This window comes from Planotetraspora mira, assembly GCF_016863275.1.
Lineage (GTDB): Bacteria > Actinomycetota > Actinomycetes > Streptosporangiales > Streptosporangiaceae > Planotetraspora > Planotetraspora mira.
The window spans coordinates 208872-232984 of record NZ_BOOO01000017.1; the positions used below are offsets into that span (position 1 = coordinate 208872).

17 protein-coding genes are annotated in these 24113 nt (G+C 69.3%); 10 read left to right on the forward strand and 7 right to left on the reverse strand.

The window, feature by feature from the left end:
- The first annotated feature begins 73 nt into the window (after nucleotides 1-73).
- Nucleotides 74-2731: a helix-turn-helix transcriptional regulator gene (locus Pmi06nite_RS17560; RefSeq protein WP_203954088.1), complete on the forward strand. Its 2658-nt coding sequence runs from the start codon at nucleotides 74-76 to the stop codon at nucleotides 2729-2731.
- A 79-nt stretch (nucleotides 2732-2810) separates the two neighbouring features.
- Here the strand turns inward: Pmi06nite_RS17560 and Pmi06nite_RS17565 are convergent, their stop codons facing one another.
- A complete protein-coding gene (locus Pmi06nite_RS17565) occupies nucleotides 2811-6791 on the reverse strand; it encodes an Ig-like domain-containing protein (protein WP_203954089.1) in 3981 nt (1326 codons plus the stop codon).
- 459 nt (nucleotides 6792-7250) lie between these two features.
- Between Pmi06nite_RS17565 and Pmi06nite_RS17570 the strand changes: the two genes are divergently transcribed.
- Nucleotides 7251-10565: a S8 family peptidase gene (locus Pmi06nite_RS17570; RefSeq protein WP_203954090.1), complete on the forward strand. Its 3315-nt coding sequence runs from the start codon at nucleotides 7251-7253 to the stop codon at nucleotides 10563-10565.
- A 79-nt stretch (nucleotides 10566-10644) separates the two neighbouring features.
- On the opposite strand, the gene Pmi06nite_RS17575 is transcribed toward Pmi06nite_RS17570, so the two are convergent.
- Both Pmi06nite_RS17575 and Pmi06nite_RS17580 read right to left on the reverse strand, forming a co-directional pair.
- Nucleotides 10645-11661, reverse strand: coding sequence for a zinc-dependent alcohol dehydrogenase family protein (locus Pmi06nite_RS17575; RefSeq protein WP_203954091.1), 1017 nt, complete (start codon nucleotides 11659-11661; stop codon nucleotides 10645-10647).
- Between the two features lie 154 nt (nucleotides 11662-11815).
- Nucleotides 11816-12166, reverse strand: a complete 351-nt coding sequence (locus Pmi06nite_RS17580) for an ArsR/SmtB family transcription factor (RefSeq protein ID WP_239113980.1) — start codon at nucleotides 12164-12166, stop codon at nucleotides 11816-11818.
- A 264-nt stretch (nucleotides 12167-12430) separates the two neighbouring features.
- Between Pmi06nite_RS17580 and Pmi06nite_RS17585 the strand changes: the two genes are divergently transcribed.
- The 4 genes from Pmi06nite_RS17585 (at nucleotide 12431) to Pmi06nite_RS17600 (ending at nucleotide 15626) form a co-directional block, all read left to right on the forward strand.
- Complete coding sequence (locus Pmi06nite_RS17585) at nucleotides 12431-13663, forward strand: hypothetical protein (protein ID WP_203954093.1); 1233 nt, start codon at nucleotides 12431-12433, stop codon at nucleotides 13661-13663.
- A gap of 3 nt (nucleotides 13664-13666) precedes the next feature.
- The gene (locus tag Pmi06nite_RS17590; protein WP_203954094.1) at nucleotides 13667-14278 is read left to right on the forward strand and encodes a hypothetical protein; all 612 of its coding nucleotides are present in this window, start codon (nucleotides 13667-13669) and stop codon (nucleotides 14276-14278) included.
- A gap of 240 nt (nucleotides 14279-14518) precedes the next feature.
- On the forward strand, nucleotides 14519-14953 hold the full coding sequence (locus tag Pmi06nite_RS17595) for an ester cyclase (protein WP_203954095.1): 435 nt from the start codon (nucleotides 14519-14521) through the stop codon (nucleotides 14951-14953).
- 208 nt (nucleotides 14954-15161) lie between these two features.
- Nucleotides 15162-15626 carry a hypothetical protein gene (locus tag Pmi06nite_RS17600; RefSeq protein WP_203954096.1) on the forward strand — a complete coding sequence of 155 codons (465 nt, stop codon included), beginning with the start codon at nucleotides 15162-15164 and terminating at the stop codon, nucleotides 15624-15626.
- A gap of 105 nt (nucleotides 15627-15731) precedes the next feature.
- On the opposite strand, the gene Pmi06nite_RS17605 is transcribed toward Pmi06nite_RS17600, so the two are convergent.
- A complete protein-coding gene (locus tag Pmi06nite_RS17605; RefSeq protein WP_203954097.1) occupies nucleotides 15732-16538 on the reverse strand; it encodes a hypothetical protein in 807 nt (268 codons plus the stop codon).
- Between the two features lie 110 nt (nucleotides 16539-16648).
- Between Pmi06nite_RS17605 and Pmi06nite_RS17610 the strand changes: the two genes are divergently transcribed.
- Complete coding sequence (locus Pmi06nite_RS17610) at nucleotides 16649-17596, forward strand: tetratricopeptide repeat protein (RefSeq protein WP_203954098.1); 948 nt, start codon at nucleotides 16649-16651, stop codon at nucleotides 17594-17596.
- A 100-nt stretch (nucleotides 17597-17696) separates the two neighbouring features.
- Here Pmi06nite_RS17610 and Pmi06nite_RS17615 read toward each other — a convergent pair whose 3' ends face one another.
- Together Pmi06nite_RS17615 and Pmi06nite_RS17620 are read right to left on the reverse strand one after the other, a co-directional pair.
- Nucleotides 17697-18524 carry a helix-turn-helix domain-containing protein gene (locus Pmi06nite_RS17615; RefSeq protein WP_203954099.1) on the reverse strand — a complete coding sequence of 276 codons (828 nt, stop codon included), beginning with the start codon at nucleotides 18522-18524 and terminating at the stop codon, nucleotides 17697-17699.
- Between the two features lie 99 nt (nucleotides 18525-18623).
- Nucleotides 18624-19259 (reverse strand): TetR/AcrR family transcriptional regulator, encoded by a 636-nt coding sequence (locus Pmi06nite_RS17620; protein ID WP_203954100.1) that lies wholly within the window; start codon nucleotides 19257-19259, stop codon nucleotides 18624-18626.
- 77 nt (nucleotides 19260-19336) lie between these two features.
- Between Pmi06nite_RS17620 and Pmi06nite_RS17625 the strand changes: the two genes are divergently transcribed.
- Nucleotides 19337-20830, forward strand: a complete 1494-nt coding sequence (locus tag Pmi06nite_RS17625) for an MDR family MFS transporter (RefSeq protein WP_203954101.1) — start codon at nucleotides 19337-19339, stop codon at nucleotides 20828-20830.
- Between the two features lie 72 nt (nucleotides 20831-20902).
- Complete coding sequence (locus Pmi06nite_RS17630) at nucleotides 20903-21880, forward strand: aldo/keto reductase (RefSeq protein ID WP_203954102.1); 978 nt, start codon at nucleotides 20903-20905, stop codon at nucleotides 21878-21880.
- Nucleotides 21881-21882: 2 nt separating this feature from the next.
- On the opposite strand, the gene Pmi06nite_RS17635 is transcribed toward Pmi06nite_RS17630, so the two are convergent.
- On the reverse strand, nucleotides 21883-23106 hold the full coding sequence (locus tag Pmi06nite_RS17635) for an MFS transporter (protein WP_203954103.1): 1224 nt from the start codon (nucleotides 23104-23106) through the stop codon (nucleotides 21883-21885).
- Nucleotides 23107-23276: 170 nt separating this feature from the next.
- Here Pmi06nite_RS17635 and Pmi06nite_RS17640 point away from each other — a divergent pair, with 170 nt between their 5' ends.
- Nucleotides 23277-24086: a site-specific recombinase gene (locus Pmi06nite_RS17640; RefSeq protein ID WP_203954104.1), complete on the forward strand. Its 810-nt coding sequence runs from the start codon at nucleotides 23277-23279 to the stop codon at nucleotides 24084-24086.
- Nucleotides 24087-24113 lie beyond the last annotated feature (27 nt).

Genomic DNA, 24113 nt, shown 5'->3' on the forward strand with positions numbered 1-24113 from the left:
TGTCTCCGCGGAGGCCGTGCTCCGCATGAGTACAGGCCTACTCAACATTCCGGCCCCGGCTTACCATGCCGCTGTGCGAACCCTCTGGCCTTTCGAGGGCCGGGAGGCCCAGCTCGCCGCGATCCGGTCGGCGTTGCACACAGGGGGCGTCGTCCTGGCCGGACCGGCCGGCGTGGGCAAGAGCCGCCTCGCGGCCGAGGCCGTCGGCGAAGCGGGTGAGCTCGTCCGGGTCCTCGCCACCGCCGCGGCCTCGGACCTCCCCCTGGGAGCGATGGCGCACCTGCTGCCGCCCCGCCCGCCGGACGGCAACGTGATCCGGTGGGCGGCCGACGCCCTGCGCGGTGAGAACCTCCTGCTGGTGGTCGACGACGCCCATCTTCTCGACTCGGTCTCCGCCGCGCTGGTGCTCCACCTCGTGGTCAGCGGGCGGGCCCGGGTGCTGGCGACCCTCCGGAGCGGTGAGCGGGCCCCCGACGCGGTGACGACATTGTGGAAGGACGACCTGCTCGCCCGGGTGGAGCTCGGCCCGCTGGGGCTCGAGGAGACCGGGCGGGTGCTGGCCGGTGCGCTCGGCGGCCAGATCGAGGGGCCCACGGTCCGGCGGCTGTGGCGGGTCAGCGACGGCAACGTGCTGTTCCTCCGCGAACTCGTGCTCGCCGGTGAAGCGGGCGGAGCGCTGGCCGAACGCCATGGTGTGTGGCGCTGGCAGGGCGAGATCCCGGTGACGACGCGCCTGCGCGAACTGGTCGAGGGCCGCGTCGGCGAAATCACCGCGGCCGAACGCCGGGCTCTGGAGTTCGTCGCCTACGGCGAGCCCCTCGCCACCGGGCTGCTGTCCGGGCTCGCTCCGATGGAGACGGTTCGCAGGCTGGAGGACCGCCAACTGGTCACCGTCTCCCCCGAGGACTTCTCCGTACGGCTCGCGCACCCGCTTTACGGCGAGGTGATCCGCGCCGGATGCGGGGCGCTGCGCACGCGCGAGGTGCTGACCGCACTGGCGGACGCCGTCGAGGCGGCCGGATCGGAGAGCGGCGAGGACGTGCTCCGGATCGCGGTCTGGCGGCTGGACGGCGCGACCGCGGACGACCCGGCGCTCCTGATGCGGGCCTGCCACAAGGCGAGGTACCTCCGCGACCTGGAACTGGCCATCCGGCTCGGCCGGGCCGCGCTCGCCGCCGGAGGCGGGGTCCCTGCGGGCATCCTGCTGGCGAGCGTGCTCACCTACTCCGACCGGTACGACGAGACCGAGGCGGTGCTGCTCGACCTCGCCGCCGAGCCGATGGACGACCGGACCCGCGCCGAGTTCGCGAGGGTGCACGCCCTCAACCTCCTGTGGGGGTTCGGCCGCGGGACGGAGGCATGCGAGGTGCTGGAAGCGGCGGCCGCGGCGATGACCGAGCCGGAGCCGCGCCAGAGTGCCCTGATCATCAGAACCTCCATCGAACACATCCTGGGCAGGTTCCCCCAGACCAGGCAGACGATCGAGCGCGTCCGCCGGATGGGGCCGCCCAGCCCGGCGGTGGCCGTCGGACTGGCGGCGATGGAGGCCAACGTCCTTCCCCACGAGGGCCGCGGCGAGCAGGCTCTGGCTCTCGTCGACAGGACGCTCGCGGCGATCGGCGAGCTGCCGGAGGGGTTGCCCTCGATCACGATGGCCCTCGTCCAGCCCGGTGCCGTCGCGGCGGTGATGACGGGGGATCTCGCGGCTGCCTGGCGGTACGCCGACATCGGATACCGGATCGGCGAGGACTACGGCGGGTGGAGCCGCGCCTTGGCGAGCTCGGGCGCTCTGCGGGCCCAGGTCTGCAGACTCCGGGGGGAGCTCGCCGGGGCGATCCGCTGGTGCAGGCAGGGGCTGGGAGGGCTGCGGGGGCGGACCCTGCACGGCGGGCAGTGCCTGGCGGAGCTGGCCCATGCGTACGCCCTGATGGGTGACGTTGCCGCCGTCCACGCGACCATGGAGCTCGCCGACGAGCTCGCCCTCAAGGTGGGTCATTACGCGGAGTTCGCCTTCCGGCTCGCCGAGCCCTGGACGCGGGCCGCCCGCGGCGACGTCTCCGGCGCGATCGCCGCGGCACTCGGCACGGCCGAGGCGGCGCACGAACTGCGCGCCTACGAGTTGTTCGCCCTGCATGATCTGGTCAGGCTGGGCGCCGCCGAGCTTGCGGCCGATCGGCTGGACTGGTTGTCCGGCGAGATCGGGGGCGCTCTGGCGCCGGTCTTCGCCCGCCACGCCCGGGCCCTGGAGGATCAGAGGAAGCCGGATGTCCGGGAGCTGGACGAGGTCTCGGAGTCGTTCGAGAGCCTGGGCCTGCTGCTGCACGCGGCGGAGGCGTCGGCCCAGGCCGCGCAGGGGTATCGGCTCATGGGCCTGTCCAGGGCGGAGCGTGCCGCCGAGACCCGGGCCTGGACACTCGCCGGTCGTTGCGACGGGGCTCGCACCCCCGCGCTGGCAGATCTCGCCGTCCCCGAACTGACCGCCAGGCAGCGGGAGATCGCCCATCTGGCCGCGTCAGGCCTGAGCAACCGAGAGATCGCCGACGTGCTGACCCTCTCCATCCGCACCGTCGCCAACACACTGGTCCACATCTACGAGCGGATCGGCACCAACAAGCGGGAGGAACTGGGCGCGGTCCTGCGTGTCCTGGACCAGAGGAGCGGTCAGAGCCCGCCGGTTCGCGGTGCTGGCCCCGCTCCCGGCGGGAGCGTGGCCCCGCGAGCGCCGGCATAGGAAACGTCCGCCGACCGCGGCGGTGAAGCAGCCACGGTCGGCGGACGTCACTGTGTCACTGTGTCATTGCGTCACTGTGTCACTGCACGGTGATCGCCACGGTGGCCGCCGCCGCGGGCGTGGAGGTCACGTCCTGGGCCGTCGCGGTGAGCGTGTGCTGTCCCGCGCCGAGGGTGGCGGACGAGGAGCAGGTCCACGTGCCGTCATCCGACGCGGTGGCCGTGCAGACCGGCGCGCCCTCCGCCGTCACGGTCACCTTCGCGTCCGGCTCGCTCGTTCCCGAGACGGTCGGGGTGCCGGCGACGGTGGCGCCCGCCTCCGGCGAGGTGATCGTCACCGGCGGAGCGAAGTGGGTCACGTTGGGCACGCCGTCACCGCTGACCTTCACGACGACGCTGTGCACCGTCACCTGACCGCCGCCGTTGCGGAGCCGGAAGTCGGCGCCGGAGTGCTGCTGGCCGCCGAAGTAGGCGTCGGAGGCGCTCACCGTCGCGGTCTTCCAGGTGTTGGTCCCGGTCAGCTGGATGCCGGCCGTCGACTTGTAGGGGTCGGAGCTGCCGTTGTCGTAGTGCACGGAGAACGACCCGGAGCCCTGGTCGTAGTAGGAGATGGTGAACGTCGCCGAGTAGAACCCGGCGTGGGCGATGGAGTCGTCGATGTCGAAGTAGATGTTGCTCTGCGTGCTGGTGCGCGCGGTCAGGCCGTCGATCACCGAAGCGGTCGTCGGTCCGTCGAAGCCGCCTGACGGCTTCTCGTCCTCGCTCATGCCGTACGCGTAGTTGGTCGGTCCGACGACCGAGCCGACGACGGCCGTGCCGGGCGGCAGGTCGGAGGCGTTGAAGCTGACCGCCGCCGAGGCGTCACCGGTGAGTCCGCTCGGGTCGGTCACCGTGGCGTTGATGGTCTGCTGTCCCCGGGCCAGTCCCCCGTCGGGGGCACAGCTCCAGGCGCCGGCGTCGTCCGCCGTCCCGCTGCACACGACCGCCTGTCCCTTGCGGACGGTCACGACACCGTTCGGGATCGTCGTGCCCGAGATGGAGGAGGCGAGCTTGACCGTCGCACCGGTGCGCGGCGTGACAATCGCCGGTGCCGGCGGGAACGCGCGCCGGTTCGGCACCCAGGGGCCTGTGACGGTCACGCCGACGCTGTGCACGGTGATGCCGTGGTCGGCGTGCAGACGCAGGTCTGCCCCGGCGTTCTGCAGTCCGCCGAAGTAGGCGCCGCTGAGGGGCACTTCGGCGCTCTTCCAGGTCTGGCTGTCGGTCAGCGCGATGGTGCCGGCGACGTGGTACCGGTCCGCGGATCCTGCGTCGTACTGCACCGAAACGGCACCCGTGCCGGTGTCGAAGTAGGACACGGACACCTTCGCGTCGTACGACCCGGTCGCGGCCACGTCGTTGTCGACGTCGAAGTACATGTCGCCGCCGTCGGTCCCGCTACCGGTCGTACGCGCCGTCAGGCCGTTCACGTCGCCGGGTGTGGTGGTGGCGCCGGCCGAGCCGCTGTAGTCGACCTGGGTCAGGCCGTGGCTCCGGTTGGTGCCGCCGAGGACGGTCCCGACCGTGGCGGTGCCGGACTGGGTGGTCTTGTCCAGGCCGAGTTGCACCTTGCCCAGGTGCCGGGCCGCGGTCGGCGCGCTCCCGGTCACCTTCGCGAAGGGAAGTGCGGTGGTGGGAGCGGAGACCTGCTGCACGAGGTAGGTCTTGCCCTTCTTCACCGGGACGTTGAGGATGTCCTGGCCGCCGGCGGCCACCTTGTGCCCGTTCTTGCCGTCGACGACCTCCACCTGCTGCCCCGGCCACGGGTTCTTGACCCGCAGCGTGCCGGTGGCACCGGCTTCGATCGCGGCGGTGACGAGACGGCCGTCCTGCACCTGGACGTCGACCTTGCCGTTGTCCCGGATGTAGACGCTGCCGCTGACGTTCCAGTCGCTCGGCCATGCCGGCGCGAAGCGGATGATGCCGTCGTAGTCCTGAGCGAGCGCCTCGTTGACCGCGGTCGCGACGCCGGACGCCTGCTCGATGTAGGGCTGGTAGCCGACGGAGTTGCCGAGGTCGGCGAACCCGTTCGGGTAGACCTGGTGTCCCTCGGTGATCGAGATCAGGTTGCTGCGCACCTCGGCGGGGTTCTGGAGCCGCGCCGCGTGGATCGCGTCCATCGTCCAGTCGTTGCCGCCCTTGTTGGGCCGGTGGGCGTAGCTGCGCTGCTCAAGCTGGAAGAGGTTCGCGTCCTGGTCGCTGATGGTGTTCCACGGCCACAGCGGCTCAAGCTCGATGTTCTCGCCGTTCCTGCGCGCCGCCGCGGGCTCGTAGGAGATCGCGATCATGTCGGTGCCGGTCGCGTCCGCGGCGGCCGTCTCGGCTGCGGTGTAGTGCGGGTTGAGCAGCTGCGTGCGGGTGGCCTGGTCGGTCCGCGGGTACGGCGGGATCTGGGTGAGGGCCTTGCCGACCTGCTGCACGAGGGCGGCGTCGGCCTTCTTGTCGGTGCCGAGCTCCTTCGCGGCCTGCTGGATGATCGGGAAGAGCGTCAGGTCGGCCGCGATGTCGGTGGTCGGGTCGTTGACCGACCACTGGGTCTCGTGCGCGTTGGCGTTCGCGTGCAGCAGGCCGTCCGCGCCCACCTTCTGGTAAGCGAGCAGGAACACCGCCGTGGACTTGATGAACGGCCAGTACTTCTTCAGCATCTTGCGGTCGCCGGTGGCCTGGTACTGCTGCCACATGTACATCGCCACTTCGGGCCCGCTGGTGATGTTCAGCGCGTTCCAGTTCGGTGCGCTCGCCTGGCTGCAGCTGCCGTTGCCGTTGATCTCGATGCCGTTGCCGTTGAAGCGCATGGTCTCCGACACGCAGGAGCCGGGAAGCCCGCCCATCGCCAGCTTGGTCCACGCCTCGATGTCGGCGAGATCGTCGGAGTACATGTCGAAGATCGGCGTGTTCAGCTGGTAGTTGCCCGAGCTCATGTTCGCGGCGATCTGGGTGCGCAGGTTCCACAGCCAGTACGCCGACGGCGTCCAGGTCTGGTTGTCCTTGCTCCAGGCGAACATGTCCGCCTCACCGGCCTGGCTGCCGGGGTAGATGCCCTCCTTCATGGACGCCGCCTCCTCATAGAGGTAGAGCGTGCGCAGGTTCTCGATGTAGGCGGCGCTTCCGTCGGCCGAGTCCATCGTGACCAGGCCCGAGTGCGTCCAGTAGCGGTCCCACCAGCGGTCCTGGGCGGACATCAGCTTCGACTCGTGGACGGTCGCGTCCTTGCCGATCAGCTTGCGCGCGGTCTCGGCGGCGTCGCCGCCCGTCCACGCGGGCGATGCCACGACGACGCGGAACGTCCCGTCCGCGTGCGGCTTGAAGCTGACCTTCACCTGCGTCGGGCCGGCGACCGTGGCCGCCACCTGCCGGCCGCCCGCGGTGATGGCCGCCAGCGAGCCGAACGTCTTCCCGCTGCCGATCGAGGGAGCACCGTCCACCCAGGTCTCGGCGAGGGTGCCGATGGCACCGGACACCGCGGCGGCCGGCTTGCGGCCGGACCACAGGTTGATGGTGGCCGTCTGGGCGATGTCGGGGTCCGCACCGGAGACCTCGACGATCAGCTCGTCCTTCTCCGCCGCCACCCACGCCTTCATCGACATGCCGCCGCCGGACTCGCGCAGCACGCCGTCCGTCAGGTCGAGCACCCCGCTGAAGTCGGCGGCGTGTGTGATCACGGACAGGCCCGGGATGTTCAGCTGGCCGGGAGACTTGCGGTCCGGCATGGTGTCCGAGCGGTTGAGCTGCGCGGTGAAGCCGCCCGCCGCCCACGCGGCCGCGCCCAGCGAGCCGTTGCCCAGCGGCATGGACGCGATGGGGTCGGTGTTCGGCGATCCGAGCACGATGTCGGAACGGCTGACGACCCCGGCCGGGTCGAGCTGGAACTCCCCATGCTGCCAAGCCGTGGTCGCCCCGGTCGCCGCCTCGGCCGTACCGGAGTTCACGGTGACGAGCCCCGCGAGCGCGGCGAGCATCGCCGACCAGAGCGAGAGGATGCGCCGGAGCGGGATGCGCCGGCGGCGGGGGGTGATCTGCACGATGCCCTCCAGGGCTGTACGAGCTTTTGAGCAGTGATCCGATGACTGAGCCGCATCTCTGCCGCAGCCGACCGCAAACTGGCCGGTTCCGGCTTGAGTCGCTCACCTAACATCGGACGAATGTCGTTCTAATCCATCCGCAGAGCCGATGTAAAGACCTACGACACACAAACGTTTCACTCAGGGAACCCAGGCTTCACACGGGCGACGCGCATGCCCAGGTCAGCGCCCTGCGCGACCGGTTCCGGAGATGGACGGACGGCGAGCCGGGGGGCGTGATCGCCGACGCACGCTGCGTGAGCGGAGCGGCCGGACACATGCTCACCCTCTCGGCGATATCGGGCGATTCAGATCAACACCGTTTCCTAGCTGAAACCCGCCCGTGACAGGAGTAAAGGATCTTTACAAATATCTTGCTCCCCGCCGCGTGTGCGGCTGACTGATGATGTAAGGAGCAAGATGCTCAAGCGAACGCGGTGGGTGCTGCTGGCGCTCACCGTCACAGCCACGGTGCTGAACGCCGTACCGGGCCATCCGGCGATGGCCGAGGCTGACACCCCCGACAGCGGGAAGACGTACACCGTCACCCTCTTGACGGGCGACGTGGTGACCGTCGTGACCACCGCTTCCGGCTGCCCCCGCGTCACCGTGCAACCGGCCGACCCGAGTGGGGTGCTGCGGCAGACCTGCGGACCCGACGGACATGTGCGGGTCGTCCCCGCGCGCGTCGCGGCGCAGGTCGGCCCGGTCTTCGACCCGGCGCTCTTCGACGTCACCGCGCTGATCCATGACGGCTACGACGACGCCAGGACTCCGGACCTGCCGGTGATCGTGAAGCCGTCGGCGAACGCGCGGGTCGCGGCTCTCGGCGACGTACGGCAACTGCCGAGCATCGGCGCGGTGGCCGGGCACATCCCCAAGAAGAGCACGGCCGCCGCGAAGACGGCCACGAACCCTCTCCTCGCCGGGGCCGCGAAGGTCTGGCTCGACCGCAGGGTCGAGGCCACGACGCTCACCACCACCGCCCTCGACCACAACCTGAGCCAGGTCGCCGCCCCGCAGGCATGGAACGCCGGATACACCGGCAAGGGCACGCGGGTCGCCGTACTCGACACCGGCGCCGACTTCACCCACCCGGACCTCGCCGGCCGAGTCGCCGACCGGGCCGACTTCACCGTCGAGGGAGGCGACGCCGTCGACCACAAGGGCCACGGCACCCACGTGGCGGCGACCATCGCCGGCACCGGGGCCGTCTCACACGGCGAGCGTCGCGGAGTCGCACCGGACGCCCGCCTGCTCATCGGCAAGGTCCTCGACGACTCCGGCTTCGGCATGGACTCGCAGATCATCGCCGGCATGGAGTGGGCCGCGCCCCGGGCCGACGTGGTCAACATGAGCCTCGGCGGCACGGATCCGAGCGACGGAACCGACCCGCTCTCGCTCGCCGTCGACGCGCTGACCGAGCAGACCGGCGCGCTCTTCGTCATCGCGGCGGGCAACACCGGCGGCGCGGTCGGGTCACCCGGCGCAGCCGCCGGCGCGTTGACGGTCGGCGCCGTCGACGGCGACGACCGGCTCGCGGACTTCTCCAGCCGTGGCCCGCTGGTCGGCACCCGCGTGGCCAAGCCGGAACTGGTCGCGCCGGGCGTCGACATCATCGCCGCCCGGGCCGCGGGCACCACGCTGGGCCCGCCCGTCGACGCCTCCTACGTCTCCTCCTCCGGCACCTCGATGGCGACCCCGCACGTCGCGGGCGCCGCGGCGCTCCTCGCCCAGCGGCACCCCGACTGGAAGGCGGACCGGCTCAAGGCCGCGCTCGTCGGCGCCGCCGACCCGCTGCCCGGCGCCGACCCGTACGCCGTCGGAGCGGGCCGGCTCGACGCGGCCCGGGCGCTGTCCGGCCCGGTCAGCGACCAGCCGGTGGTCTCCCTCGGCACGCTCCGCTATCCCCAGTCGGGAACCAGCCAGGCGAAACTCAGCTGGACCGGCGAGCCGACCCCGTCGACCGTCGAACTCGACCTCGACGTCACGGTCACCGACCACGTCGGCAGGCCCGCACCGCGCGGCATCGCGTCTTTGTCGCAGACCCGGGTGCGGCTCAGGCGCGGCGTCCCCGCCGGCGCGACCCTGCGGATCGACAACGCGGCGCTCGCCGGGAAGCCCGGCCTGTACACCGCCGTCGTCACCGCCCGCACCCCCGGCAGGAAGCTCATCGCGAGCACGCCGGTGACCTTCTACGTCGAGCCGCCGAGTTACGACCTGACCGTCGACACCGTCGAGATGCCCGAGATGTCGCCCACCGCGTCGGACTGGGTCAACGTGCTGGTGACCAACCTCGACGACCCGGTGGTGTACGGCGGCGGCGCGTTCCTCGCCCCCGGCGAGACCGCCACGCTGCGGGTCCCCATCGGCCGGTACGCGGTGACCGGCGCGTACTCCGCCTACGACCCCGAGACCAGCGAGCAGTGGGGGACCTTCGTCGGCGACACCGATGTCAGCGTCACCGGCGACCGGACCATGAAGCTGGACCCCGCGCAGGCGAAGCCGGTGACCGCCTCTGTCGACGGAGTGGCCACCACGACCACCACCGCCGACTTCACCTACCTGCAGACCTCACGGGGCGGTCTGACCTGGTACGACTTCGTCTCCGGCTGGGGTCCGTCGGCGAGCCTCTCCGTGGGGCCGTTGAAGCGCCCCGGGATCGGCAGCCTCCGGGCGTACACGGCGTTCGGACTGGAATCGCCCGGTGACGCGGCCGAGCCGTACCACTACGACCTGATCCACGCGTTCGGCGACGGCGTTCCCGCCGACCCGGCGTACCGGGTGACGAAGGCCGAGCAGTCCAGGCTCGCCCGGATCGACCAGCGGTTCGGCCAGATGGACTCGCCCGGGATGGTCACCTCGCTCCGGCGTTATGGTTACACCCCCGACGGGTGGTACCTGACGCAGAACCGCACGTACGACCTGCCGGTGAGCCGTACCGACTACGTCTCCCCCGGTTTCCTCTGGCAGGACGAGGGGATCTACGGCGGCCTCCTCGCCCAGGAGGGCGCCCGGAGCTATCCGCCCGGCAGCCGTCAGGCCAAGACCTGGGCGCGGCAACCGCTGCACTCCGACTGGTACGACGACCCGGTCGGCGCGGCGTACGGCTGCGCCTCAGCACCGGCCAGGACCCGTGGCAACCTGCACGTGGACCTGGTCACTCTCACCGACCAGCACCAGCGGGCCGACTGCCTCGCGGGCGGGAGCATCGGCGTCAACCGCACGCTGTCGCTCTACCGAGACGGGAGACTCGTCGGCGAACGGGCGGCCTCGCTCGCCGAGTTCACGGTGCCGGAGAAGGCGGCGGACTACCGGCTGACCTTCGACGTCGAGACCGGCTTGATTCTGCCGATCTCGACCCGGGTCACCACGTCGTGGACGTTCCGGTCGGCCGGCCCGAGCGGCACGGGGAGCGTCCCGCTGCCGCTCCTGTCCGTCGACTACGCGCTGCCGCTGGACGCCGCCAACCACCCGGCCGGCGGGACGGCGGGGTTCAGCGTCAGGCAGGCGGCGGGCGTCCCGGCGCAGCGGATCACCTCGTTCCAGGTGTGGACCTCGGCCGACGACGGCGCCACCTGGCGCTCGGCCCGGGTCCACGCCGACGGTGACGGCTACCGGGCCGATCTACCGGCGGCCGCGGCCGGACAGGCCGTCTCGCTGCGGGTGAAGGCCGGCGCCGCGGGCGGTAGCGGTGTCGAACAGACGATCATCCGGGCCTACCGCGCCGGCTGACGTCCTGCGATGGCGCGGCCCGGCCCCGGACCGCGCCATCCCACCATCCCGCCATCGCGCCAACGGCACGGCGAACGCGTCAGGCCGGTTCCCGAGTCACGTCGTCGTGAGCGACGGTGACGACGATCTTGCCGACCTGGCCGTTGGCCTCCAAGTAGCGGTGGGCCTCGGCGATGTCCGCGAGGTCGAAGGTGCGGTCGATGACCGGGGTGAGGGATCCCGAGGCGAGGCCGGCGTTGACGAAGGCGACAGCGCGGCGCAGGCGTTCGGGGTTCGTGGTGATCGCGTGCATGTTGTAGGTGCTGCTGGTCAGTTCCGGGTAGGAGTGCGCGTTGGGCAGCGGGGTGAGGCGAGGGTCGAGAGCGCCGTAGACGACCAGGCTGCCGCCGGGGGCGATGCCCTGCGCGATGGTCTCGACGCCGGGGCCGGCGATCGGGTCGAAGGCCAGGCGGACGCCTTCGCCACCGGTGATCTCCTTGACGCGGACAGGCAGGTCCTCCTCGCCGGTGGCGATGACGTGGGCCGCGCCGACGTCCAGGAGGCGCTGCTTCTTGCCGGCCTCGCGCGTGGTGGCGATGGGGATCGCGCCGATGTGGCGGGCGATCTGGATGGCGGCCAGTCCGACACTGCTGGAGGCCGCGGTGATCAGGACATGGTCGCCGGGACGAACCTGGCCGGACTCGACGAGGGGGCCGTAAGCGGTGATGTAGGCCATCCACACGGCCGCGGCCTGCACGGGGTCGACGTCTGCCGGGCGGGGGACGACGGCGGCGGCGGGGACGATGACGTGGTCACCGTAGGTGCCGTACTCGCTCTGCAGGAAAGACGGCACGACAGCGACCAGGTCGCCCTCGGCGAGGCTGTCCACTCCCTCGCCGACCGCCTCCACCACACCTGCAGCCTCATAACCGAGCGTGGAAGGGAATGCCGGCTTGTCGAAGTAGACGCCCTCGCGGTACATGACCTCGGCCCGGTTCAGGCCGATCGCATCGACGCGGATCCGTACCTCTCCCGCTCCCGGAGCGCCCACCTCCACGTCGCGGAGGGTCAGGACCTCGGGGCCGCCGAGCCGGTCGAACTGCACAAGTCTCGCCATGTCGCATCCGTCCTTGGAGCGGGGAAAAGCACCGATTCAGCTCGGTGCTCACACCCACAGTGTCCCAAGGTTCGATGGCCGTCAAATATTGATGGTCATCGAAATATGCGTCACATCGGCACACACCACCGGCAGCCGCGCCGACCGAGCGACCTCAGGCCACCCCCTCCTCGGACTCCGCGGCGGAGGCGTGCACCACGGCCGACAGCAAGCCCGGGAACTGCTCTTCCATCTCACCCGCGCGCAGCGTGTTCAGCTTCGCCGTACCCCTGTAGTACTGCCGGATCACGCCGGCCTCGCGCAGTACGTTGAGGTGGTGAGTGAGCGTCGAGAGTGACACCGGCGCGTCGAAGGTGCCGCAACTCTTGTCCTCGCCCGCCCGGGCCAACTGGGACACCACCATGCGCCGGACCGGATCCACCAACGCCTCCAGGACCTGCTGCAGCGAAACCTCCGACAGGTCGGGGTGCTCCACAGTCCGAGCGGCGGTGCGGGGGCGGGCCACGGTGACTCCTTGAGACATCGATGCGATCAGGCCATAGTACGACCGCCATCGAAACCGGACCCGCTCCAAGATCGGTCTCACCATTGTCGGCTGCACCGAGATGCGCCCGGCTGTGAATGTGGTCCGGACGAGACGTCGCATCCGGCAGCCGTGTCTGCCGTGCGCCTGCACTTCACGGGCAGGCACGGTGCCTGCCGCCCCCTTGACCGTCATGACGGCAGGGAGGTTTGATCACCCTCGCAACTCTTCAGACAGGGGTGGGTCGTGCGGCGCCGTATCAAGGCACTGTTGTGGGCAATGATCGTCATCCTTCCAACCACGGTCGCCGTTCCAGCGGCGCAGGCGGCCGGCACCGCTTCCCAGGTTCCAGGGACCTTCGCCGTGACCGTCAAGGGCCAGCTTCCCGGGAGTACGCCGCAGGAACGCCGGCAATTCGCGCGCCTGGCCGTCTACAGCTTTCGCGAACCCTCGACCGATCCCTCTTTCATGAACTTCCGGATGGATGCATGGAGCTGGGACACCACCGCGACCAACTCCGACACGATCGGCAACTGCCAGACCGGCTCACTGATCGGACATAACCTCGACGGCACCGAGCCGAGTGCCGCAGACGCCAACAAGTCGGTGCAATGCGCGGCGAAGGGACTGCAGGAGCCGGCCCTAACGCGAATGGGAACCTACTGCGGACCGAACGCCTCAGACCGCGACGCCATCAACCCCGGCGACACGTTCACCATCTACTGGCACGACAACGCGGGGAACACGACACCGGGATGCAGCGGTTCCCAGTGGGAGCGGTGGCGATACTCTTCCCGGACTCTCGACGGCGGCAAGCTGGCGATGATCGAGATGCTCGGCGCGTCCAACGTGGACACCTCGTCCTCCTTCTACGCCGCGTCCAGCCCCTACAACCCCAACGCGCTCAATGTCGGCTGGGGCTTCGGCGGCCGCGGCGTAGGCCCGAAGGGCGGAGCGACGATCAATGAGATCGCCGACGGCATTCTGAACGACGACGTCGTTTATCACGGTTATTGGAAGCCGTGGAACAACTGGTGTTCCGATGCCGGCACCCGCAACGAGTCGGTACGCGGCGTCAGCATCAACCCCGGCCAATGGAAGAAGACCAACGGCACCTACGCCGGCTCGTCCTCCCCCAAGCTGCGGATTCACGACACCACCCGGACGGCGACGCAGCTGTATGACGTGTTCAGCTACCTGAGCGTCCCGGACAAGCAGCAATCCTCCTTCACCGACCGGAGGATCAACATGGACGTCGGAAACGACTTCAACGACAACGGCCACATCGCCGACGACTTCGGGCACACCCAGAGCGGTCTCCAGGTGATCGACAGCAGTGGTTCCATGGTCGGCTTCGTCTCCGTCGAGGTCGGACACAACGGCGGCACGACCAACGGCGGCTACGACACCCTGAGTTCGCTGTACTACCTGCGCAGCGACATCACACCGACCGACCCCGTCGGCACGGTGAGGTGCTGAGGCGTGACGAGCGTGACTAGACGATCGGCGCTCTGGGCGATCTTCGCACTGGTTGCCGCGATTGCCGGAGCCTTCGTGCTGGTCCCGCGATTGTCGGGACCGGATTATGCGGGCACCGCCGAAGAAGAGGTCATCTCGGTCGACTCTTCGACGCGTACGGCACTCATGGAGGCGGCTGACCGCTTTCTTGAGGCAGACCCCCGCCTCAACGAGGGCGACCTTCTGGCCGCTGATGAGCCGGGCTTGAATCCCCGGGTGTTCTGCCATGAGGACCTCATAGAGGTTCGCCGGAAAGGTCCTCGGCTGTTGGTCGGAGTCATGACCTGGTGCGAGGAACTCGCCCGTCGCGGGAACAGGCTCGTCAGCGGTACCGGCTACGGCGCGCCGCAACTCTTGACGATGGAATCGGTGAACGGACGCTTCACCGTGCAGCACGTCGACGAACCGACGGACGGTGAAGCGAACATATCCACGACCCGCGCGATGTTCTCCCCGGAAGGCGCGCCCCGGGCAATAGAGATGGCCGGCGCCGGGTGGGACCCGGAGAACGGAATCTACGAGGAGGCGCGCAGAACTTTCGGTTTGCCGCCGGACGCCAAAGTCGTGAACCCCTGATCTAACCTCGCCCCGGACGGACACCTTGGGCTCGCGAACTCCGCCTTCAGGGGCGTTGCGGCTCCCTTGATCACATCCGTTCTCACCAATCGACGAGACAGCCTCTTCGAATGTGAGGTCGGCGCCGACATCACAATCCGGGCGGCTATCTGGTCGGTATCTACGGAGACGCCGGTTTCACGCCAGGCGTCCCCTGGTGGGCATCGATGACCGCACCATCTCGATCGAAGGAGACGCGACATGTCAACAGCTCAGGAAGCGCGCAACAAGGAGACGTACCACCGCTTCCACGACGCCGTCAACAGCGGCGATCTGGAGGTCATCTCAAAGGCGATCGACGAGTTCATTCACCCGGACGCGCGGTTCCACACGGCGGAGCCGACTGACGTGACCGCGGTGCAGGCGCAAAAGCACGTATGGGCGATCCTCCTGCGCGCGTTCCCCGACATTCACGTAACGGTCGAGGACCTGCTCGCCGAGGGAGACAAGATCGTCGCTCGGCAGACGGTCACCGGGACCAACTCCGGTGAATACCGGGGCATGCCCCCGACCGGCAAATCGGTCACCTACCAAGAGATCTTCATCGCCCGCTTCGCCGACGGCCAGGTCACCGACATCTGGGGAGTCGTCGACGTCTACTCACAGCTGCAGCAACTCGGCCTCATCCAGGCGTAGCAGCTCGCCGCCCCAGCGATTACGCATTCCCCGACCAGGTCGGGTGCGCGCGGCGTGGCCGGGCCGGCTGCAGTCGATAGTGCCGCGTGAGATCGCGGCTCACAGCCGAGAGCACCGACACAGGACTCCCTATGTCGCCAGGCCAACCATGTGCGATGGGTGCGCGTCCTATGGGTGCGAGCTCTCCCCCAAGTCCGTGGAGCACCTCATGGCCGATGAGCCAGCCACCTTCCAGGTGGGTCAACCATCTGAGCCGACCGTGCCGTCGAGGAAGCGGCCGCCGTGGTTGGGGATCGCGGTGAGCGTCGCGGTGGGCCTGGTGGTGCTGGTCGCGGCCGGCGCCTTCGCTGCCGCGAACCGGGAGGACATGCAGTCCCCGTGCGACAGGGCGATGGTCCTGGTCGGTCAGGTGGACGACATCATCGAGCACCCGGGCACGACGGTCGGATACGTCTCCCCGGACGAGACCACGCCGCTGTGGTCCACCCTGACGCAGACGGCGGATGGGCTCGCTGAGGGCTCGTATACGGACGTGGACGGCGCCCCGTCTAAGGAGCTTCAGGCCGCGTTGTTCGAGTTCGCTCAGACGTTGCCGACATCGCCGGGTGGGCTGTCGGACACGGGCGGCGATGTTCAGCAGTCGCTCCGCCACATCCGGGCCGCATGCGCGTAATGCACAGCAGGACCTTTCATCAGCAGAGCCGAGCCGGCGGGCCATGACCGTGCGCTGGATCTGGGTTGACGCCTTCGTAGATCTGGGTGGTCTCAGGCCACGCCGTCATTCGTCGTCGTCGTAGTCGGCGCGCGGTTGAACGAGGTCGGGCCCGCCGCTGTGCGCTGACGACACGTAGCCCTCTGGAGGGGTGGGCAGGGCGGCGACGCAGTCCGGCGAGCAGGCGTTCACCAGGAGGGGCAACGTGTCGGTGCCGGCCTGCAAGGAGATCCACGCCTGGTGGAGCCCGGCTTCGGTGATGGGCCGGTCGCAGATGCTGCACGACCGGATCACGTCGGCGCCCCATACCCCGGGGTCATCAAGGACGAGGTTCCGAACTGTCGCCCGGCCTGGCTGAAGCCGCGGGAACGGCGGCCGGATCTTGAAGTTGCCGTACAGCGAGCGCGTGCTGACCGATGTGAACCCCAGCCGCCGGCACCTGGTCAGCTCGTAGGGGAACCAGTGCAGGCGAGACGACGTGTAGGGAGTGAATTGCCGCAGGTTCGTCATGGCGCCGATCTCCGGCGGGATCCGTACGAGGTTGCTGCCGTAGAGCACCAGGTGCTTGACCTCGGTGAGCTTGGTGATGGTCGGAGGAAGGGTGATGACCTGGCGCCGTTCGGCCGGGCTGAGCTCGGCGAGAGGCCGAAACACCTCCCGGCCGTCACTCGCCGCCTCCTCCACGAGTTCGAGCAGATGCCGCCAGCCTGATGACGCGGTGTCCTGACGCTCGGCATGGAAGCGCACCACATGCGGTGGACGTACCTCGTACTGGTCGAAACACCGGCAGATGTCCCTGGCGGCCGTGGTCTCGTCCTCGCCGACGGCGGCACACCGGTCGGCTGCCGGAGGCCGGGCGGCATCGTCCTGCATGAACGGCACGGCCTTTCTCTGGTCGATCGGTCCGGAGATCGTGCGAGCCGTCCGCCAAGCCGCGGATATGCCCGTTGCATTAATGAAGGCGAAGATTATCTTGTAGGAGCATGAGAAGCAGAGTTCCTGACGAGTGGGTTCGACAGGCGGAGGGAAACGCCGAAGGTGCGACGCGCGCCTTCGAGCAAGGCCGATTCGAACAAGCTCTGCGGATGGCCGACGAGGCGGTGCGGCTCTCTCAGAAGATCTGCAAGCGCCAGCCCGGCGTCGGCCTGTGGATCGACCAGCTCACCTCGCGCCTGCGTACACGGGCCGAGATACGGCAGGCGATCGGCCACCACCGCGCCGCCATGGCGGACGCCCATGAAGCGATCACGGCGCATGAAGCGGGCGGCAACCCGAAGTACTCCCTGTTGGTGCCCGACCTGCACATCCTGCTCGCCGAACTGCACGCGGCCCTCGGCGAGCGGGAGCCGGCGCTTCGCCACAGCGAGGCGATCGAGCAGTTTCGCCAGGCACTCCAATCCGGCGACGAGAACACCCACCTGATCACGGCCCGCACCCTGAGCCGATACGCCGCCATCATGCTCCTTCTCGGCGACCACGAGCGCGCCGAGAGCGCGGCGCGGGAGTGCGTCACGATACTGCGACCGCGCATCGCCCAGATCAGCCGGATCACCGACATCGTCATCTTCGGCCGCATGGTGTATCACCTCGCGCAGAACACCGATCCGCTGGACGCCGAGGCCGCGGCGAAGCTGATACCGCTGATGCAAGACGGGATCGACCAGATGGCCAGGACCGTCTCCCCGTCTCCGCTGGCCTACACCGACCCGGATCAGCGAGACCGCGCGTTGGGCGTGCTCAACCTGCTCGAACACCAGGGAAAGCTGCTCACCGTATTAGGCGCACCACGAGCCGCGGCCGTGTTCGAACATCACTCCTACCACCTGATCGACGAGCCGGTGCGGACGTGGCCGGAGATACTGGCCGCGCTCCGGGAGGTCACGGACGAGGCGGTGCGCCTTCGCGCCGATCCACCCGTGCTCGGTTCCTGACGGCACCGGCTTCGCGACACCGCACCAACGCTGACGCTGCGCCAGAGCTGACACTGCGCCAACGCTGACACCGCGCCAGAGCCACGGCTCGGAGATGGAATCACCGGCTGCTGACGGCCAGCCAGCCCAGCTTGGCCAGCCCTGCCGCGGACGGGCTGCCGGGCTCGGCCTGACCGACGACCAGAACATGCCCGGGGGCACTGTTGATCGTGAACCCTTCGAAGTGAAGGGCGAGGTCGCCGACATCGTGGTGGTGCAGACGAATGGACTCATGGGTCCTGACATGGACGTCGTGGCGGGCCCACAGCCGTCGGAAGGTCTCGCTTCCACGTGACAGCTCCTCGACCAGTTCGAGCAGGAACGGGTCGTCGCCACCCGCTCCCACCATGGCGCGAAGATGGGCCGCGTAGGCGTAGGCCTCCCGTTCCCAGTCAGTGGGGAGGAACTCCTGCGCCGCGGGGTTGAGGAACACCAGCCGCATCATGTTGTCGCTGTTCTCGAGCCACCCGCAGACAGCGGCGGACAGCGTGTTCCTGGCGAGCACGTCCCACCGGCGGTTCACGATGAACGCCGGCGTGTGCTCCCACGCGTCGACGAGTTGGAGCAAGTGGGAATCGACGTGGTCGGCCCGGCCCATCCGACTGCGCCGGGACCTCCGACCGCGAGCGAGTTCGTACAGGTGATCGGTGGCGTCCAGGTCGAGTAGGAGCGCCTGGGCCAGGGCGTCGAGCACCTGATCCGACGGATGTCGTTCTCTGCCCTGCTCCAGCCGGGTGTAGTAGTCGGTGCTGACGCCGGCCAGCATCGCGACCTCGTCGCGGCGTAGCCCGGGCGTCCGGCGACGGTCCCCGACCTCCGGCAGGCCCACCTGATCGACGGTGGTGACCCGGCGCCGGGCACGGAGGAACTCGCCCAGGGAACTCCTCATGTCGGACACAGTAGGAAATCCCAGGTCAATGCCGGGCAAATGATGGCTCAGCCTTTGCGTATATACGGGGCGCTCTCGACGTCGACCGGCGGACGGCGATCACGGCGTCATTGGGTGGGCGGTCACCCGAAACGACCGGGCGACGGCGGCCGCGGCTTCGGCGAGCATCGACTCGACACGTGCGGTCGCCTCCTCGGAGGGGAGTCCCGCGATCGCGGCGCGAGCCTCGGGCGAGGTCGCCAGCCGGACGATGCCGACGAGTTGGATCGCGTGCATGCGGTGTCGCGGTGTCGCCTCCGTGCCGGCCTCGCGGGCCAATTCCGCGGTGATCCGGTCCTCGAAGTCGGCCCACATCCGAAGCAGACCCGACTGGAGCGCCGCCGACTGACCGTAGCCGCGGTGGAAGCCTTCCAGGCCCGGGGTGCCGTCGCCGCCGCCCAGCGCCGCGATCAGCACTCCGGCCACCACCTCCGCCGCCGCCGTACCGGCCGGACGGTTCGCCAGCCCTTCGAGGAGGGCTTCAATGAGCCGTTTGTCGGCGAAGGCGAGGTCCTCCTTCGACCGGAAGTAGACGAAGAGCGTCTTCACCGACACGTTCGCCGCGTCCGCGATCTCCGCCACCGTCACCGCGTCGAAACCGCGCTCCTCGAACAACCGCTCCGCGGCGTCGATCAACGACTGACGGGTCATCGCCTTCTTGCGTTCCCGCAGCGGGGGTTTCGTGTCGGCGGTCATCGGCACAGTCTATGCGCGAAGAACAGTCAGTCACGTTCCTCAGCCATGGCGATACTGGATTGACACCATTTAGGTGAGTGACTTACCTTTCACATCTGCTCACCTACAGAACGGATCTCGCCGTGCCGACGACCACGCCGCCCCTGCTCACCCATCGCGCGATCATGGCGATCCTCGTCCCGCTGATGCTCGTGCTGTTCATCTCGAACCTCGACCAGACGATCGTCGCGACCGCCCTGCCGACCATCGGCAAGGAACTCGGCGGCGCCGATCAGATCTCCTGGGTGGCATCCGCGTATCTGCTCACCAGCGCCGTCACGACACTGCTGTTCGGCAAGCTCGGCGACATGTTCGGCCGGAAGCGGATCTTCCTCGTCTCGATCGTGGTCTTCCTGATCGGCTCGGTCCTGGCCGCGGCCTCAGGGAACATGCTCTGGCTGATCACCTTCCGTGCCTTCCAGGGCATCGGCGGAGGAGGCCTGAACTCCCTGGTGATGGCGATCGTCGGCGACATCGTGCCGGCCCGGCAACGCTCCCGATACCAGGCCTACACGGGCATCGTCGCCACTCTCGCGCTGATCGCCGGCCCGTTCCTCGGCGGCCTGTTCGCGGACACGGTCTCCTGGCGGTGGATCTTCTACATCAACATCCCGATCGGAGCGTTCGCGATCATCATGATCGCCCTCCGTGTCCACCTGCCCCGGCGTACCGGCCCACGCGGCCGCGTCGACGTCGCCGGGGGCCTGCTCGCCGCGATGGTGACCACAACGGTCCTGCTGTTCACCACTTTCGGCGGCCCTGTCCATTCCTGGGACTCACCCTTGATCCTCGGCCTCGCCGGGGTCAGCGTCGCAGGCCTCGCCGCCTACATCCTCGTCGAACGGCGGGCGTCGGAACCGATCACACCGCTCAGCCTGTTCCGATCGGGCATCTTCACCATCTCCTCGATCCAGTTCGGGTTCGCCTCCCTGGTCCTGTTCGTCGCGATGCTGTACGTTCCGCTGTTCCTGCAGACCGTGCAGGGATACTCCGCATTCGTGGCGGGGCTGTTCCTGATCCCGATGCTCCTCGGCCTCGTCGTCGCCACCGCGATCGCCGGGCCGTTCATCACGAGAACCGGCCGATACAAGATCTACCCGGTGATCGGGTCCGCGCTGGCGGGCCTGTCGATGTGGGCGGTCAGTCTCGCGGCTCAGGAAACCCCGGCATGGGCGATCATCGTGCCGCTGACCCTCGCCGGCGCCGGAATCGGATTCATGATCCAGGTCGCCCTCCTCGCCGGGCAGAACGCCGTCGAACACCGGCACCTGGGCACCGCGACCGGGGCGCTGAACTTCTTCAAGAGCATCGGCGGCGCGTTCGGCGCGGCGATCTTCGGCGCCATTCTCACCACCGCCATGGGCTCACACCCCACTCCCCTCTCGACCCTGCACGCGTTCCAGACGGTGTTCCTCTGGTCCGCCCCCTTCATGATCGCTTCCTTCGTCCTGGCCCTCGTCATGCGGGAGAAGCCGCTGTCGGAGGAGATGATCGAGGTCGCCGAGGGCAGGGTCGAGGTCCCCGAATACTGACCCACGCCGCCGATCAGCTGCTCATTCCTGCCTATTCTGGGCAAAGTACGAGATCGAGATGGGAGCGCACTGATGGAATACGTTCGTTTGGGAGCCTCGGGACTGGAAGTTTCGCAGGTGGTGCTCGGATGCATGAGCTTCGGCGATCCGGATCGGGGCACCCACAGCTGGTCATTCGGCCTCGACGAGGCCAGGCCGTTCGTCCAGCGGGCGATCGAGGCCGGCATCACCACCTTTGACACCGCCAACGTCTACTCGGCGGGAGCCAGTGAGGAGATCACCGGACGCCTGCTGGGCGAATTCGCCAAGCGCGACGAGGTGGTCATCGCCACGAAGGTCCACGGCCGGATGGGTCCCGGGCCGAAGGGCCGCGGCCTGTCCCGGGCCGCGATCCTCACCCAGGCCGACGAGAGCCTGCGGCGGCTGAACACGGACTACATCGATCTTTACCAGATCCACCGGTACGACCCGAATGTGCCGATCGAGGAGACGATGGAGGCGCTGCACGACCTCGTCCGAGCCGGCAAGGTCCGCTACATCGGTGCCTCGTCGATGTGGACCTGGCAGTTCGCGCAGGCGCAGTACATCGCCGACCTCAACGGCTGGACCCGGTTCGTGTCGATGCAGGATCAGTACAACCTGCTCATGCGGGAAGAAGAGCGGGAGATGCTTCCGTTCTGTCTCGATCAGGGCGTCGGAGTGCTGCCGTGGAGCCCGCTGGCACGAGGGCGCCTCACCCGCGACTGGGACGCCACGACCAAGCGGAGCGAAACCGACGCGTTCGGCGGCAGGCTCTACCGGCAGGCGGAGGAGTCCGACCGGAGAATCGTCGACGCGGTCGGCACCGTCGCCAAGGAGCGGGGAGTCCCCCGCGCCCAGGTCGCGCTGGCCTGGCTGCACCATCAGCCGTCGGTCACGGCGCCCATCGTCGGCGTGACGAAGGTCGAGCATCTCACCGATGCGATCGCCTCGGTCGACCTGCGGCTCGACGCCGACGAACTCGCCCGGCTCGAGGAGCACTACGTGCCCCACGCTCCCGAGGGCTTCTGACCTCATCGGAGCCTCCGCACGTCCGGTACGGCGAGCACGGCCAGGCCGGTGGTGATCTGCCAGATCGCCCCGAATCCCAGCACGGCCGTGGTCCCGGCCAGGGCGGCCACCGGACCCGCCGCGGCCAGGCCGAGCGGCCCGAGGGCGAACGCCCCCACGGTGGTGAGCGAGGTGATCCGGGCCATGACCTCGGCCGGCACGTGCCGCTGGTTGGTGGTCGCGTAGAGCATCCCGCAGACCGCCGAGCCGATCCCGGCGACGAACGCGGCCCCGGCCACGGACATCACCGGGAGGCCTGCGGCGATGGCGCCCGAGGGTAACGCCCATCCCGCCGTGGCGACCGTCGCGACGACGAGCGGCCTGCGCGGGATCCGGCCGCCCAGCGACGCCAGGCCGCCCACGACCGCGCCCGAGCCGTAGAACGCCATGATCAGCCCCCAGTCGCGGGCGCCGCCGAGACGCTCGTGCGCCACGACCGGTCCGAGCACGAGGAACGGCGCCCACACGAGCAGGTTGAACAGCGTGAACTGCAACGTCGTCACCCACAACCAGGTCCTCGACCGGAACTGCGCCCAGCCTTCGAGCAACGCCGCCCCTCCCCCGCGCCCCGCCTGGCGGGAGGGCCGGTCCTGGACGCGCAGGGCAAGCAGCGCCACGGCGCTGACCACATAGGTGAGCGCGTCGACCGCGACGACCACGCCGGAACCGGCCGTCGCCACGGCGATCCCGGCGAGCGCCGGACCCGCGACGGACGCCAGCGACCCGGCCATGCCGGCCAGCGCGTTGGCGTCACGCAGTTTGCCCTCGTACGGCTCGCCCCCGGCCGCGATCTGCGGGATGAGCGCGCCGCGCGCGGGGGCGTAGAACGACTCGCCCGCTCCCCACATCGCGAGCAGCACCACGAACGTCCAGACGGCAGGCCTTCCGGTCAGCAGCAACGCCGCCAGCACGGCCTGCACGACGCAGCGCAGCACGTCGGAGGCGACCATGACCCGGCGGGGGCCGAATCGGTCGGCGACCGCGCCGCCCACGAGCATCAGGACCACCATGGGGACGATCCGCGCCGCCATCACGTAGCCGAGATCGGCCTCGGTCCCTCCCCCGTCGAGCACGGCGAAGGTCACCGCGACCGTCGCCATCGACGATCCCAGCAACGACGCCGACTCCCCGATGAAGAACAGCCTCAGGTCGTGATGCGCCAGAGCGGCCAGCCGTGTCCTCGCCATGCCTCATCACCCTGCGAGGTCACGGGCGATCATTCAAGATTTCCGGCTCAACAAGGTTGAGTCCCTTTACTGCATAGGGCTGTGGACGCCCGGATGGACGGTTGAACCTGCGGAGTTATACTCACCACGACTCTGCCCAGCCCGGCCATTTACTGCGGAACGAGCCACGTATGACGTCGCCCCCGGCCCCCGTCGAATACGCGGTGGCGGTCGAGCACTACCTCGCGGCGCTGCGCCTGAGTGAGGCGTCCCGCCGCGTCTACCGCATCGCCCTGGCCACGTGGGCATGGGCGCTCGTCGCGAGAACGCCGCCGAACGGGAGGGCGCGCCGGGGGGCCGCCGCGCCGATCGTGCCGATGGCCCTGCTCGACGCCTCCGGCGCCGCGGGGCGACTGGCAGACGCCCTCGTACGGCGGGCCGCCACAGCCGACCCACGCACCGTCAGCAGGGAGTTGTCCATCCTGCGTGGCGCGATCTCCTGGTGGCGGATGCGCGGCTGGATCGACGCGGACCCGCTGGACGGGCTCCGCCCGCCTGTCACGCCGTCTTCCACACCCTCCACGCTGACGCCGGAGCAGGTGGCGGAGGTCTTCGCCCTCCCGGCGCCGCTCCGGGAGCAGACATGCTGGCGCCTGCTGTATGAGACGACCGCCCCCATCGAGCGTGTGCTCGCCCTGAACGCCGACGACCTCGACCTGATCAGACGACGGGTGCGCAAGGAGCCGGGCATCCGCTGGCGAGCCGGCTCGGCCCGCCTGCTCCCCCTGCTCCTGGCCGGCCGTACGACGGGGCCGGTGTTCCTGGCGAGCCGGCGGGCGGCGGCGGGCACGGCGGCCCGCGACCGCTGCCCCGTCACCGGGCGGGGGCGGCTGTCCTACCGCCAGGCGGCCGAACTCTTCGCCGAGGCCACCCGGCATCTCGACCCGGCGGGACGCGGCTGGACCCTGCGGCGGCTCAGGGCGGCCGGCACGTCGGCATGAGCCGCGGGTTCAGGGACACGGTCTACG